Source organism: Pseudomonas chlororaphis subsp. aurantiaca, from assembly GCF_013466605.1.
GTDB lineage: Bacteria > Pseudomonadota > Gammaproteobacteria > Pseudomonadales > Pseudomonadaceae > Aquipseudomonas > Aquipseudomonas chlororaphis_I.
The window spans coordinates 3,310,696-3,325,142 of sequence record NZ_CP059162.1 but is presented as its reverse complement, the minus strand read 5'-3'; the positions used below and the strand labels follow the sequence as shown (position 1 = coordinate 3,325,142).

At 66.6% G+C, this 14,447-nt stretch carries 13 protein-coding genes; 11 read left to right on the top strand and 2 right to left on the bottom strand.

All coding sequences use genetic code 11. From position 1 onward, the window contains the following. Positions 1–32: 32 nt before the first annotated feature. Together H0I86_RS15270 and H0I86_RS15265 are read right to left on the bottom strand one after the other, a co-directional pair. Positions 33–1,334 (bottom strand): ATP-binding protein, encoded by a 1,302-nt coding sequence (locus tag H0I86_RS15270; protein ID WP_180925670.1) that lies wholly within the window; start codon positions 1,332–1,334, stop codon positions 33–35. Between the two features lie 4 nt (positions 1,335–1,338). After that, positions 1,339–2,040, bottom strand: coding sequence for a response regulator (locus H0I86_RS15265; RefSeq protein WP_023965678.1), 702 nt, complete (start codon positions 2,038–2,040; stop codon positions 1,339–1,341). A gap of 215 nt (positions 2,041–2,255) precedes the next feature. On the opposite strand from H0I86_RS15265, the gene H0I86_RS15260 reads away from it, so the two are divergent. The 11 genes from H0I86_RS15260 to H0I86_RS15210 all read left to right on the top strand — a co-directional run bounded on the left by H0I86_RS15260 (position 2,256) and on the right by H0I86_RS15210 (position 14,411). Continuing rightward, complete coding sequence (locus H0I86_RS15260) at positions 2,256–3,413, top strand: efflux RND transporter periplasmic adaptor subunit (protein ID WP_124311353.1); 1,158 nt, start codon at positions 2,256–2,258, stop codon at positions 3,411–3,413. A gap of 12 nt (positions 3,414–3,425) precedes the next feature. Further along, a complete protein-coding gene (locus H0I86_RS15255; protein WP_180925669.1) occupies positions 3,426–6,554 on the top strand; it encodes an efflux RND transporter permease subunit in 3,129 nt (1,042 codons plus the stop codon). Between the two features lie 207 nt (positions 6,555–6,761). After that, positions 6,762–7,403 carry a DUF1345 domain-containing protein gene (locus H0I86_RS15250; RefSeq protein WP_180925668.1) on the top strand — a complete coding sequence of 214 codons (642 nt, stop codon included), beginning with the start codon at positions 6,762–6,764 and terminating at the stop codon, positions 7,401–7,403. A 75-nt stretch (positions 7,404–7,478) separates the two neighbouring features. Then, the gene (locus H0I86_RS15245) at positions 7,479–8,318 is read left to right on the top strand and encodes an AraC family transcriptional regulator (RefSeq protein ID WP_180925667.1); all 840 of its coding nucleotides are present in this window, start codon (positions 7,479–7,481) and stop codon (positions 8,316–8,318) included. A gap of 52 nt (positions 8,319–8,370) precedes the next feature. Beyond that, positions 8,371–8,985, top strand: coding sequence for a LysE family translocator (locus tag H0I86_RS15240; RefSeq protein ID WP_180925666.1), 615 nt, complete (start codon positions 8,371–8,373; stop codon positions 8,983–8,985). 149 nt (positions 8,986–9,134) lie between these two features. Continuing rightward, on the top strand, positions 9,135–10,079 hold the full coding sequence (locus tag H0I86_RS15235; protein ID WP_180925665.1) for a choline ABC transporter substrate-binding protein: 945 nt from the start codon (positions 9,135–9,137) through the stop codon (positions 10,077–10,079). 82 nt (positions 10,080–10,161) lie between these two features. Continuing rightward, positions 10,162–11,088 carry an alpha/beta hydrolase gene (locus tag H0I86_RS15230; RefSeq protein ID WP_180925664.1) on the top strand — a complete coding sequence of 309 codons (927 nt, stop codon included), beginning with the start codon at positions 10,162–10,164 and terminating at the stop codon, positions 11,086–11,088. Positions 11,089–11,219: 131 nt separating this feature from the next. Next, positions 11,220–11,396 (top strand): hypothetical protein, encoded by a 177-nt coding sequence (locus tag H0I86_RS15225; protein WP_180925663.1) that lies wholly within the window; start codon positions 11,220–11,222, stop codon positions 11,394–11,396. A gap of 45 nt (positions 11,397–11,441) precedes the next feature. Beyond that, positions 11,442–12,470, top strand: a complete 1,029-nt coding sequence (locus H0I86_RS15220; protein WP_180925662.1) for a LacI family DNA-binding transcriptional regulator — start codon at positions 11,442–11,444, stop codon at positions 12,468–12,470. Between the two features lie 179 nt (positions 12,471–12,649). Further along, entirely contained in the window at positions 12,650–13,432 is a 783-nt protein-coding gene (locus H0I86_RS15215; protein ID WP_180925661.1) for a sugar phosphate isomerase/epimerase family protein, read from the top strand. Next, positions 13,425–14,411 (top strand): sugar kinase, encoded by a 987-nt coding sequence (locus tag H0I86_RS15210; protein ID WP_180925660.1) that lies wholly within the window; start codon positions 13,425–13,427, stop codon positions 14,409–14,411. Before H0I86_RS15215 ends, H0I86_RS15210 begins: the two co-directional genes overlap by 8 nt. Positions 14,412–14,447 lie beyond the last annotated feature (36 nt).

The following is a 14,447-nucleotide window of genomic DNA, read 5'->3' as shown; positions in this document are numbered from 1 at the left end:
GCATTCCCGCCGCCGGGGATGTCCGGCATGGCTCAGGCCGGCGTCGGCAGCCACAGGCGGAAACGCGCGCCGCCCAGCGGCGAGGCCTCGACGGTCAGGGCCCCGCCCTGGGCTTCCAGGGCCCGGCGACTGATCGCCAGGCCGAGACCGAAGCCGCCGGTGGCACGATCGCGGCTGCGGTCCAGGCGGTAGAAAGGTTCGAACACCCGCTCGCGCTCGTCGTCGGGAATGCCGATGCCATCGTCGTCGACCCAGATTTCACAGCCGCTGTCGCTGACCTGAACCCCGACCTTGATGCGCTTTTCGCAATAACGCGTGGCGTTGCGCAGCAGGTTCTGGATCGCCCGCGCGGTCAGCCGCGGGTCGAGGGTGAAACGCTCCAGGCTGCCGTGCAGCGACACATCGATGACGATATCCGGGGATTCCAGCTCGTCGTCGACACTGCCGAGGATGCTGTCGATGAACTCGTCCAGCGACACCTCGACCTGCTCCGGCAACTGCGCCGGGATCTGCAAACGGCTGTAGGACAGCAGCTCGAGCACCAGTTCGTCGAGCTCGCGAATATGCGCCACCAGCCCTTGCAGGCGCTCGCGGCTGGTCGCCGGCAGGTCGTCGGAGAGCGCCAGGGCCAGGCCGAAGTCGAGCCGGGTCAGGGGCGTGCGCAGCTCATGGGACACCGCGTTGAGCAGGTCGCGTTGCTGGTTCAGCAGGTTTTCGATGTCGCCGGCCATGGTGTCGAAGACATTGGCCAGGCTGCCGATATTGGAGCTTGCGGGAATCTGCGTGCGCTCGCTCAAATGGCCCTTGCCGAAGCGCTCGGCAGCGTGTTTCAGACGCTCCAGGTCGCGCCAGTGCGGGCGCAGCCAGAGCAACAGGCAGGCAAGCATGGTCGCGCCGATCAGCACGTTGATGCTCCAGTACAGCAGGCTGACGTCGATCGGGTCCGGTGGCACCACCATCTGCACCGCCATATGCTCGTCCAGCGGCGCCACCGCGAGGGTGCGCCAGCCCCAGTCGCCGACCCGCACCACGTTCTCGCCGCGTTGCAGGCGTTCGCGCTCGTACAGGGTGAAATCGGCATCGTCGTTGCGGGTCAGGACGATGTGCAGCGGCTGGAACTCCTGGTCCATCTCCGCGGCCAGGGCCGGCCACTGCTCTGAGGGTACGCCGCGAAACTGTTTGACGATCAGGGTCTGCAGGCCCCGGGAATAGTCCAGGTTGTAGGTGATGAAACGCTCGTGGAAGACCTTCACCACCAGCTCCGGGACCAGATAGATCGCTGCGCTGAACGAGACGATGGTCACTAGGTACAGGCGAATCAGGATTCTCAGCATCGACTCAGCATTCCCATTCGGAACGGCTGAACAGGTAGCCCTTGCCCCACACGGTCTTGATCTTGCGCGCCTCGCCGGCGTGGTCGTCGAACTTGCGCCGCAACTTGGAGATCGCCACGTCCACCGAGCGGTCGGTGCCGTTGAACTCGATGCCCCGCAGGCGTTGCAGGATCTGGTCGCGGCTCAGCACCTCGCCGGCATGCCGGGCCAGCACCACCAGCAGGTTGTATTCGCCGCTGGACAGTTCCACCAATTGCTCGCGCCAGCTCACGGTGCGCTCCGACAGGTCGATGCACAGGTTGCCCATGAGGATCCGGTCGCTGGCGGTCTGCGGCTCGCCGAGGCTGCTACGGCGCAACAGGGTACGCACCCGTGCCAGCAGCACGCGCGGCTCGCACGGTTTTGTCACATAATCGTCCGCGCCCATTTCCAGACCCAGCACCTGATCATGGCTATCATCACGGGCGGTCAGCATCAGGATCGGCAGCGATGCCGAGTCGGCCCGCAGCAGGCGGCAGACCTGCAGGCCGTCCAGGCCGGGCAGCATCAGGTCGAGAATCACCAGGTCCGGCGGATTGACCCGCGCCCTTTCACGCACCTGGTCGCCGCGGCTGATGACATTGACCTGATAGCCGTTACGCTCCAGGTAACTGGCGATCAGTTCAGAGAGCGCGGGGTCGTCTTCGACCAGAAGAATGTTGGGCATGGGAATGAACGTCTTTGAGTGAAGAAAAACACAGCGACAACGTTCCTTAGAATGTCCCCGGGAAGCCATCGCCCGATCAGCGAGGCACAAAGGATATACAACCTCGCGCGCGCGCGAGCATTCGCTTCACACTTTTTCACACAGCACCTACACAGCTTCACAGCGGTTCTTGCGGCCTGCCCTTAGCATGCCGCAGTCATCATTGGGGTATCAGCATGTCGAAAAACCTGTTTGCGCCGTTCTGCCTGTTGTTGCTGGCAGCCGCGCTGAGCGCTTGTGACAAGGCCTCCACCGCCGAGGAGCAGGCGCCGTTGGCCAAGGTCCGGATCGAAACCATCGAGACTCGCCCGCTGTCGATCAGCAGCGAACTGAGCGGGCGCATCGCCGCGCCGCGCATCGCCGAGGTCCGTGCGCGGGTGGCCGGCGTGGTGCTGCAACGGACCTTCCGCGAAGGCACCGACGTCAAGCAGGGCGATGTGCTGTTTCGCATCGACCCGGCGCCGTTCAAGGCCGACCTCGACAGCGCCCTGGCCAGCCTGCGCAAGGCCGAGGCCAATGCCTTCCAGGCGCGGCTGCAGGAGCAGCGCTACGCCCAGTTGATCGAAGACAAGGCCATCAGCGCCCAGGAATACGACAACGCCCGGGCCAACGCGCGCCAGACCGCCGCCGAGGTAGCCGCCAACCAGGCCGCCGTGCAGCGTGCCCGGCTGAACCTGGGCTACGCCACCGTCACCGCGCCGATTTCCGGGCGGGTCGGCCGCGCCCTGGTCACCGAAGGCGCGCTGGTGGGCCAGAACGAAACCACGCCGCTGGCGCTGATCCAGCAACTGGACCCGATCCACGCCGACCTTACCCAGTCGACCCGCGAGCTCAACGACCTGCGCCGGGCCTTCCGCGCCGGCCAGCTGCAGCAGGTCGGCCAGGACCAGGCCAAGGCCACGCTGATCCAGGACGACGGCAGCCTCTACCCGCTGCCGGGCAAGCTGCTGTTCGCCGACATCAGCGTCGACCCGAGCACTGGCCAGATCATCCTGCGCAGCGAGTTTCCCAACCCGGACCTCGACCTGCTGCCCGGCAGCTTCATTCGCGTGCGCCTGGAGCAGGCGGTGAACCGCCAGGGCATCAGCGTGCCGCAGCGCGCCATCCAGCGCGACAGCGCCGGCATCGCCCAGGTGCTGCTGGTGGATGCCGAGCAGCGGGTGGTGCAGCGCCCGGTGCAACTGGGCGCCGCGCAAAAGGACCGCTGGATCGTCAGCGACGGCCTCAAGGCCGGCGACCGTATCGTCGTCGAGGGCCTGCAGCACGCCCGTCCGGGCGAAAAGGTGCAGATCGACGACAGCCCTCTTCCCCTTGCCCAGACCACTGGACAGTAGGTAGGAACCCTCATGCCGCAATTCTTTATCGACCGTCCGGTGTTCGCCTGGGTGGTCGCCCTGTTTATCCTGCTGGCCGGCGCCCTCTCCATCCCGCAGTTGCCGGTGGCGCAGTACCCCGACGTCGCCCCGCCGAGCATCGAGATCTACGCCGTGTACCCGGGCGCCTCGGCGCAGACCGTGGACGAAAGCGTGGTCAGCCTGATTGAGGAAGAGCTCAACGGCGCCGATCACCTGCTGTATTTCTCGTCCCAGAGCAGCCTGGGCAGCGCCACCATCACCGCCACCTTCCAGCCGGGCACCAACCCGGAAATGGCCCAGGTCGATGTGCAGAACCGCCTCAAGGTGGTGGAGCCGCGCCTGCCGCAAGCGGTGACCCAGCAGGGCCTGCAGGTGGAGAAGGTCTCGGCCGGCTTCCTGCTGCTGATCACCCTCACCTCCAGCGACGGCAAGCTCGACGACACCGCGCTCAGCGACTACCTGGCGCGTAACGTGATGAACGAGATCCGCCGCCTGGACGGGGTCGGCAAGGCCCAGCTGTACGGCGCCGAGCGCGCCATGCGGGTGTGGATCGACCCGCAGAAGCTGATCGGCTTCAACCTGACCCCGGCCGACGTCAACGCGGCGATCGTCGCGCAGAACGCCCAGGTCTCGGCCGGCAGCATCGGCGACCTGCCAGGCAGTTCGACCCAGGAAATCACCGCCACGGTGCTGGTCAAGGGCCAGTTGTCGACCCCGGAAGAGTTCGCCGACATCGTCCTGCGGGCCAATCCGGACGGCTCCACCGTGCGCGTCGGCGACGTTGCCCGGGTGGAAGTCGGCAGCCAGGAATACCAGTTCTCCACCCGCCTCAACGGCAAGCCTTCCACCGCGGTCGGCGTGCAGCTGTCGCCGGGGGCCAACGCCCTGAACACCGCGACCCTGATCCGGGCGAAGATGGACGAGCTGGCGCGCTACTTCCCGGCCGGCGTGGAATACAAGATCCCCTACGACACCTCGCCCTTCGTCAAGGTCTCGATCACCAAGGTGGTCTACACCCTGGGCGAAGCCATGCTGCTGGTGTTCGCGGTGATGTTCCTGTTCCTGCAGAACATCCGTTACACCCTGATCCCGACCCTGGTGGTGCCGGTGGCACTGATGGGCACCTTCGCCACCATGCTGGCGCTGGGTTTCTCGATCAACGTGCTGACCATGTTCGGCATGGTCCTGGCCATCGGCATCCTGGTGGACGACGCCATCGTGGTGGTGGAAAACGTCGAGCGGATCATGGTCAGCGAGGGCCTGTCGCCCCGGGAGGCGACGCGCAAGGCGATGCAGCAGATCACCGGCGCCATCATCGGCATCACCCTGGTGCTGGTGGCGGTGTTCCTGCCGATGGCCTTCATGCCAGGTTCGGTGGGCGTCATCTACCAGCAGTTCTCGCTGTCGATGGCCACCTCGATCCTGTTCTCGGCCTTCCTCGCCCTGACCCTGACCCCGGCCCTGTGCGCCACCCTGCTCAAGCCGATCGCCAAGGGCGAGCACCATGAAAAAGGCGGCTTCTTCGGCTGGTTCAACCGGCGCTTCGAAAACCTCAGCGACGGCTACCAGCGCTGGGTCGCCTATGCGCTGAAACGCTGCGGCCGCTACCTGCTGGTGTATGGGGTGCTGCTGGTGGGCCTGGGGCTGCTGTTCAGCCGCCTGCCCTCTTCGTTCCTGCCGGTGGAGGACCAGGGCTACACCATCACCGACATCCAGCTGCCACCGGGCGCGAGCAAGAACCGCACGATCCAGGTGGTGGAGCAGATCGAGGCGCACAACGCCAGCGAGCCGGGGGTCGGCGACAGCACGGTGATTCTCGGCTTCAGTTTCTCCGGCAGCGGGCAGAACGCCGCGTTGACCTTCACCACCCTCAAGGACTGGTCGCAGCGCGGCAGCGACGATTCGGCGCAATCCATCGCCGACCGGGCCAACGCCGCCCTCAGTGAAATCAAGGACGCGGTTTCCTACGCCGTGCTGCCACCGCCAGTGGACGGCCTGGGCACCTCCAGCGGCTTCGAGTTCCGCCTGCAGGACCGCGGCGGCATCGGCCATGCTGCGTTGATGCAGGCCCGCACCGAATTGCTGGCCGCCGCGGAAAAGAGCCCGATCCTCACCAACGTGCGCGAAAGCGCCCTGGCCGAGGCGCCGCAGGTGCACCTGGAAGTCGACCGCAAGCAGGCCAACGCCCTGGGCGTGTCCTTTGCCGACATCGGCAACGTGCTGTCCACCGCGGTCGGTTCCAGCTACATCAACGACTTCCCCAACCAGGGGCGGATGCAGCGGGTGGTGGTCCAGGCCGAGGGCGATCGACGCAGCCAGGTGGAAGACCTGCTGAAGATCCATGTGCGCAACAACCTCGGCAAGATGGTGCCGCTGTCGGCCTTTGCCCAGGCGCGCTGGACCCAGGGCCCGACCCAGTTGACCCGCTACAACGGCTACCCGGCCATCAGCATTTCCGGCGAGCCGAGCGCGGGCCACAGCACCGGCGAGGCCATGGCGGAAATCGAGCGCCTGGTCAGCCAGCTGCCGGCCGGCCTGGGCCAGGAATGGACCGGCCTGTCGCTGCAGGAACGCCTGTCCGGCAGCCAGGCGCCGCTGCTCCTGGGGCTGTCGCTGCTGATCGTGTTCCTGTGCCTGGCGGCGCTGTACGAGAGCTGGTCGATTCCCACCTCGGTGCTGCTGGTGGTGCCCCTGGGCGTGCTTGGCGCGGTGCTGGCGGTGACCCTGCGCGGCATGCCCAACGACGTGTTCTTCAAGGTCGGGCTGATCACCATCATCGGCCTGTCGGCGAAAAACGCGATCCTGATCATCGAGTTCGCCAAGAGCCTGTACGACGAAGGCCACGACCTGGTGGACGCCACGGTGCAGGCCGCGCGCCTGCGCCTGCGGCCGATCGTCATGACCTCGCTGGCGTTCATCCTCGGCGTGGTGCCCCTGGCCATCGCCAGCGGCGCCAGCTCGGCCAGCCAGCAGGCCATCGGTACCGGGGTGATCGGCGGCATGATCACCGCGACCCTGGCGGTGGTGTTCGTGCCGGTGTTCTTCGTGGTGGTGATGAAGCTGGTCAGGCGCCGCAGTGACAAACAAGCGGGCGTCACGGCGCCAGGAGCCGCCGAATAGTCATGCCGCGGCGAGTCTTCAACGCACCGCGTCATCGTTGAAGACTTACCGAGGGATCGTTGAAGACTTCGTCAAGGGTTCGTTGAAGACTCATCGCGAGCAAGCTTCGCTCCTCCAGAAAAACCTGTGTAGCCGCAGGGGGATGCCCCCTGCGGCTACAGGGCCGGCATGCTAAGGTTTGCGGCAAATCCGCCACAGCGAGCCGTCATGTCCCTTCTTGTACGTACCCACCCTCGCCTGACCATCGGCGCCTTTATCGGCCTGGCCGCGGGCATCCTGGTGCCGGCGGACGCCTTGATCAGCAAGATTCTCATCGGCTGGAACGCTGGGGTCTGGAGTTACCTGGCGCTGATGTGCTGGCTCACCGCACGGTCCAGGGCCGACGACGTGAAACGCATCGCCGAGGTCGAGGACGAAAACGCCGGGCTGGTGCTGCTCATGGTGTGCATTGCGGCCATCGCCAGCCTCGCCGCCATCACCCTCTCGCTGTCCGGCAGCAAGGACCTGGAAACCGGCCGGCGCCTGCTGCACTATGCCTTTACCGGCCTTACGGTGATCGGCTCCTGGCTGCTGATCGGGGTGATCTTCAGCGTGCATTACGCCCGTCTTTACTACACCTGGGGCGGCAAGGACCCGGCGCTGCGCTTTCCCGAAGGCCTGACCACCCCCAACTACTGGGACTTCCTGTACTTCTCCTTCACCATCGGCGTGGCGGTGCAGACCTCCGACGTCGGCGTCGCCACCCGCGAGTTGCGCAAGATCGTCCTGGCCCAGTCGCTGATCGGTTTTCTGTTCAACACCGCGATCCTCGGGTTTTCCATCAACATCGCCGCCGGGCTGTTCGGCTGATGCCGCACAAATGTTCTAGATCTGCCCCGGCCGGCGGGCGCTAACTGGCGTTCCCGCCCTTGTCACGGATATCCCATGAACGCGCACAACTGGATCGATCTGGCCCAGGACGCCGACACCGGCATCGAAACCCTGCGCGCCCATTTCACCGGCCATGCCTACGACCCCCACTGGCATGACAGCTACCTGGTGGGCGTGACCGAAGAAGGCGTGCAGCAATTCCACTGCCGACGCGAGCGCTTTCACAGCACCCCGGGCAAGGTGTTTTTGCTCGAGCCCGGGGAAATCCACGACGGCGACGCCCCCACCGAAGGCGGCTTCACCTACCGCATGCTGTACCTCGACCCGCAGTGGCTGGAGCGTGAGCTGAGCGCGCTGTTCGAAGAGGCGCCGGCCGACAGCCAGCTGAGTTTCGCCACCACCCTGGCTAGCGACCAGCGCCTGGCCCTGGCCACCAGCAATGCCTTCCACAGCCTGCACCACGGCGAGTTGCGCATCGTCCGCCAGAGCGCCATGGACCAGTTGCTCGACCAGCTCACCGGCCACCTGCACTGGCGCAGGCGCTACCATCAGGACCCGCGCCTGCCGCTGGTGGCGCACAAGGCCCGCGACTACCTGCATGCCCATGCCCGGCAGGACATCAGCCTGGACGAGCTGGGCGCGGTCTGTGGCGTCGACCGCTTCCGCCTGACCCGCGCCTTCAAGGCCGCCTATGGCCTGCCGCCCCATGCCTACCTGGTGCAATTGCGCCTGGCCAAGGCCAGGCGCCTGCTGGCCCGCGGCGCACAACCGGCCGAGGTGGCCATGGCCCTGGGCTTCGCCGACCAGAGCCATATGGGCCGCTGGTTCGTCCGCGCCTACGGCCTGACCCCGGCGGCCTATCGCAAGCGCTGCTCAAACCTTCCAGACGCCTGAACCCGCGCCGGCGAAGATCGCCTTCATCGATCTTCACTGGAGCCTGCCTGCAATGTTGTCTTCCCTATCCAGCCTGCTGCCCTTCCTGCTGTTCGCCTTCGTCGCCTCGATCACCCCGGGGCCGACCAATATCCTGGTGCTGAGCAACAGCGCCCGCTACGGTTTCAAGGCCGCGCTGCCGATCGTTCTCGGCGCCTGCGTGGCCGCCGCCGGCATCGTCATGCTGGTGGGCAGCGGCCTCGGCCGCACGCTGATGGAAGTGCCCGGGCTGCCGAGCGCCATGCGCTGGGCCGGGGTGATCTGGCTCAGCTACCTGGCCTGGCAGATCTTCCGCGCCCCGGCGCCATCCCTCGATCCGCAGGCCGACACTCAGCACCGACGCCTGGGCCTGCTCGGCGCCGCCAGCCTGCAACTGGTCAACCCGAAAACCTGGATGATGGCCCTGGCCGTGGTCAGCGTGTTCGCCGGCAACGGCAGCGAACGCCAGGGCCAGGTGCTGTACCTGTCGCTGGTGTTTTTCCTGGTGTCCCTGCCCTGCCTGGGCACCTGGGCGCTGCTCGGCGCCGGCTCCGCCCGGCTGCTGCGCTCGCCGCGGGCCATGCAGCGTTTCAACCGGGGCATGGCGCTGTTGCTGCTGGCCTCGGCCTGGGCGAGCCTGTGGGCCTGAAGAGGTCGGGCGCAGCGGCCGGGTCGCCCCAGTGCAAGAGCCGGTCGCTTCAGGGCGCGTTCATAGCGGCCAGGGTTACCTACAGTGGTAGGCACGGCGCAACAAGACGCCGCCCCCGACAATAACGACCTGCCGGACGAGCCCCCGTGATGAAAACCCTGTTCAAGCCCTGTCTCCCGCTTCTCTGCGGCGCCCTGTTGCTCAGCGCCAATGCCCGGGCCAGCGAGCCCGCCTCCTGCAAGACCGTGCGCATGGGTGTGGTCAACTGGACCGACGTCATCGCCACCAGCGGCATGGCCGACGTGTTGCTGACCGGCCTGGGCTACGACAGCAAACAGACCAGCGCCGTGCAGCAGATCATCTTCGCCGGCATCCGCGACAAGCGCCTGGACATCTTCCTCGGCTACTGGAAACCGGCGATGGACAAGAACATCGCGCCGTTCCTCGAGGCCGGACAGGTCAAGGTCCTGGACAAACCGAGCCTGGCCGATGCCCAGGCCACCCTCGCCGTGCCCGACTATGTCGCCGCCGCGGGCCTGAAGACCTTTGCCGACATCGCCCGCTTCAAGGAGCAACTGGGCGGCAAGATCTATGGCATCGAGCCCGGCAGCGGCGCCAACACCACCATCAAGACGATGATCGACAGCGACCGCTTCGGTCTCAAGGGCTTCAAGCTGGTGGAGTCCGGCGAGGCCGGCATGCTCGCGGCGGTGCAACGGGCGATCAACCGCAAGGAGTTCGTGGTCTTCGTCGGCTGGACCCCGCACCCGATGAACATCAACCTGCGGATCGAATACCTGACCGGCAGCGAAGACGTCTACGGCCCCAACGAAGGTGCGGCCAGCGTGTCCACCGTCACCGCGCCGGACTACGCCGAGCGTTGCCCCAACGTCCAGCGCCTGCTGGAAAACCTGACCTTCAGCGCGGCCCAGGAAAGCCAGCTGATGGTGCCGATCATGGAACGCAAGACGCCCCAGGACGTGGCGCGGCAATGGCTGCGCGAGCACCCCGAGGACCTGCAACGCTGGCTGGCCGGGGTCAGCAGCTTCGATGGCAAGGATGGCGTGGCGGCCGTGCAGGCCAGCTTGAAGTAGCCGCCTCGCGGGCCAGACTCGCCTCTATTGGGGCAGGCTGGCCCCGCGATAACGCCCTCCCGGACAACGGACAATCCCGCCCATGCGCCACTACCCGCTCTCCCCCCAACTCGCCGCCTTCGTCGCCAGGACGCAGAGCTTCACCAGCCCCGACAGCAGCTTCAAGGGCCTGCGCGACAGCTACAGCCGCATGTGTCGCGCATTCACACCGCCCCGTCCCGACAACCTGCGGATCGGCGAATTGCAATTGGCCGGGGTCCCGGTGCGCGCCTATTGCCCCGCCAGCCCGATGCCCGCGGATGGCTGGCCCTGCCTGCTGTACCTGCACGGGGGCGGCTGGGTGGTGGGCGACCTGGATTCCCACGACTTCATCACCGCCTACCTGGCGGCGCAGCTGCAGGTGCTGGTGATTGCCGTGGATTACCGCCTGGCGCCCGAACATCCGTTTCCCGCCGCCTTCGACGATTGCCTGGCGGTCTGGCGCGCCTTGCAGGCCGGCGACAGCCCCTTTGCCCTGGACGCCCGGCGGCAACTGGTGATCGGCGACAGCGCCGGCGGCAACCTAGCCGCGGCCTTGTGCCTGGCCCTGCGCGATGCCGGCGAACCCTTGCCCGCCGCCCAGGTGCTGCTGTACCCCGGCCTCGGTGGCGCCGCCGACCTGCCCTCGCGCAGCCAGTGCGCCGACGCGCCCCTGCTCGGCAGTAACGACCTGGACACCTACCAGGCCCTGTACCTGCCCGGCCCGCCCCAGTGTTCGCCCTATGCCCGGCCCTTGCTGGCCACGGATTTCAGCGGCCTGCCCGCGGCCTTTATCGCCCTGGCGCAGTTCGACCCGCTGCGCGACGACGGCGCGCTGTATCACCAACGGTTGCTCGCCGCCGGCAGCCACAGCCAACTGTACCCAGGCCCCGGCCTGGTGCATGGCTGCCTGCGGGCCCGGGGCCTGGCGCCGGAGGTGGATGTGCTGTATGGCGCCTTGCTCGACTATCTGCGGGGCGGCCTCCAATAGCCTTTGTCCAGGGAAACCGTGTGGTCCTTATCGCCGGCAAGTCGGATCGCCGCCCGTCCGCTCGCTTCTACGGGTTGTGCAGGCACTTCCTCGGCATGAATTCGCTTTGCTGGCTTCTGTAGGAGCGAGGCTTGCCCGCGATCACCTGCAACGCAGGTGCCAGACGCTTCCCTCTGCCAAAGAAGACCACCAGCGGTCGGGCGCATGACATTTTTTTCATCCCGCTGACGCTGATCGCGCTTGACGGCGAAAGCGCTTTGCTGTTTCCTGAAACCGGTTTCAGCGATGCGGCAGAACGTCGCACCTGAAACGGATACACCCATAACAAGAACGCTAAAGACAGGTCGCCGCCCGTGAACAGTTTTTCCGCCGCCCAGCGCAACCGCGTCACCATGCTCGATGTCGCCGAACGCGCCGGGGTCTCCAAGGCCAGCGTGTCGCGCTTTATCGGCGAAGACCGCGCCCTGCTCTCCGATGCCATCGCCCTGCGCATCGAACAGGCGATAGCCGAACTGGGCTACCGCCCGAACCAGATGGCCCGTGGCCTGAAACGCGGGCGCACGCGCCTGATCGGCATGCTGGTGGCCGATATCCGCAATCCCTATTCGATTGCCGTGATGCATGGCGTGGAAACTGCCTGCCGCCAGCACGGCTACAGCCTGGTGGTGTGCAACACCGACCGCGACGACGAGCAGGAGCGCCAGCACCTGGCCAACCTGCGCTCGTACAACATCGAAGGCCTGATCGTGAACACCCTCGGCCATCATCTGGACGAACTGCGCGAACTGCATCGGGAAATGCCCATGGTCCTGGTGGACCGTAAGGTCGAGCAGCTGCACAGCGACCTGGTCGGCCTGGACAACCCGCAGGCCGTGCGCAGCGCCATCGAACACCTGCAAGAGCGCGGCTATCGCGACCTGCTGCTGGTCAGCGAACCCCATGACGGCACCAGCTCGCGGATCGAGCGCAGCAACAGCTTCAAGGCGCAGATCGAGCAACGCCCGGCCTTGCAAGGCGCGGCGGTGGAAACCGGCGCCGCGCTGAACCAGCAGCTGCAACAGTTCTTCGCCGCTCCCGGCCCCGGGCCGAAAGCCCTGTTCTGCGCCAACGGCGTCGCCGCCCTGGCCGCGACCCGGGCCTTGCGCGAGCTCGGCTGCGCGCTGTTCGACGAGATCGGCCTGATCGCCCTCGACGACCTCGACTGGTATCCGCTGGTGGGCAGCGGCATCACCGCCCTCGCCCAGCCCACCGAGCGCATCGGCGCCAGCGCCTTCGAGTGCCTGCTCAAGCGTTTGCGCGGCGATGTCGAGCCGCTGCGGGTGCTGGACTTCCCGGCCGAGCTGATCGTCCGTGGCTCCACCCGACCACGAGGAACCCTGTAGCCGCTGCCGCAGGCTGCGATCGATTGGGCGGCATTCCGTACCGAAGGGGGCGCAAGGTTTTGAGATCGCTGAAGGCCTTCGGCCTTATCGCAGCCTTCGGCAGCGGCTACAGGGAATGCGGCAAGCAGCGGAGCGCTTTTTTTTGCAAAAAAATGAAACCGGTTTCAGAGGCCATGACAATGAATAAATCGCCTGTCTCCATCAGCCTTTCCAGCTACGGCGCCGACCGCGTCCGTGAGCAGGGCCAGGGCAGTTTCATCGAGGTGCTGGCCGCCGCCGGCGCGTCGCGCATCGAATGGCGCGAAGAGCTGCTGACCGTCGAAGACCCGTCCCAACTGGCCCAGGCCACCCGCGAGCGGCAACTGGAAAGCGTGTTTTCTTCGCCGCTGGAGCTCTGGGTGGCCGGGCGTTCACGTGCCAACCCGCTGCTGGAACAGGCGCTGCAACGGGCTGAGGCCTTCGGCGCGAAAAGCCTCAAGGTGTCCCTGGGGTATTTCACCGAGCACAACGACCTGCCCCAGTTGGCCCTGCTGCTGGCGCAGTCCCCGGTACAGCTGCTGGTGGAAAACGACCAGACCCTGCACGGCGGGCGCATCGAACCCTTCCAGCGCTTCTTCGCCGAGGTCGAGCGCCACCGCCTGCCGGTGCAGATGACCTTCGACATCGGCAACTGGCAGTGGCAGGACCAGTCCGCCTCCGCCGCCGCGCGCCTGCTCGGCCGCTATGTCGGCTATGTGCACTGCAAGGCCGTGGCCCGGCGCGCCGACGGCAAGCTGGTGGCGATACCGCCGGGCATGGCCGACCTGCATCTGTGGGAACAATTGCTGCGACACATGACTCAAGGTGTGACCCGGGCCGTGGAATACCCGCTGCAAGGCGAAGACCTGGTGCAGCTGACCCGCGAACACGTCGCCACCCTCGCCCGCCTTGGCCAGTCCCGCCTGGAGCACGCTCATGTCTGAGCTCGATATCCTGTCGTTCGGTGAAACCATGGCGATGTTCGTCGCCGAACAGAGCGGCGACCTGGCCCGGGTCGGCCACTTCCACAAACGCATCGCCGGCGCCGACAGCAACGTCGCCATCGGCCTGTCGCGCCTGGGTTTCAAGGTCGGCTGGCTGAGCCGGGTCGGCGCCGATTCCCTGGGGCGTTTCGTCATCGACAGCCTGCAGGCCGAAGGCGTGGACTGCCGCTTCGTCGCCACCGACCGGCAACACCCCACCGGTTTCCAGCTCAAGTCCCTGGAAGAGCACGGTGACGATCCGCGGGTGGAATACTTCCGCCGCGGTTCGGCGGCCAGCCACCTGAGCGTCGCCGACATTGCCCCCGAACTGCTGCGCGCCCGTCACCTGCACGCCACCGGCATTCCCCCGGCGCTCTCGGCCTCGGCCCGCGACCTGTCCCACAGCCTGATGAGCAGAATGCGCGCGGCCGGGCGCAGCGTGTCCTTCGACCCGAACCTGCGGCCCAGCCTGTGGGGCAGCGAAAAATTGATGATCCACGAAATCAACCGCCTGGCCGTGCTCGCCCATTGGGTGCTGCCGGGCCTGAGCGAAGGCCGCCTGCTGACCGGTTATGAAGACCCGGCCGACATCGCCGCGTTTTACCTGGACCAGGGCGTCGAGGCCGTGGCGATCAAGCTCGGTGCCCATGGCGCCTACTACCGCACCCAGTTGCACGAAGGTTTCGTCGAGGCCGTGCCAGTGACCCAGGTGGTCGACACCGTGGGCGCCGGCGACGGTTTCGCCGTCGGCCTGATCAGCGCCCTGCTGGAGAACCACAGCGTCGCCGAGGCGGTGCAGCGCGCCAACTGGATCGGCAGCCGCGCGGTGCAGAGCCGGGGCGACATGGAAGGCCTGCCGAGCCGCGATGAACTGCCCGTGGTTGCCACGCAAGCGCTCGCCAGCAGGCCCGTCACACCAGAAACCCTGCAAGCCCTATAGCGACAAAACCGTGAAGACACCTCAACCCGACTGAAC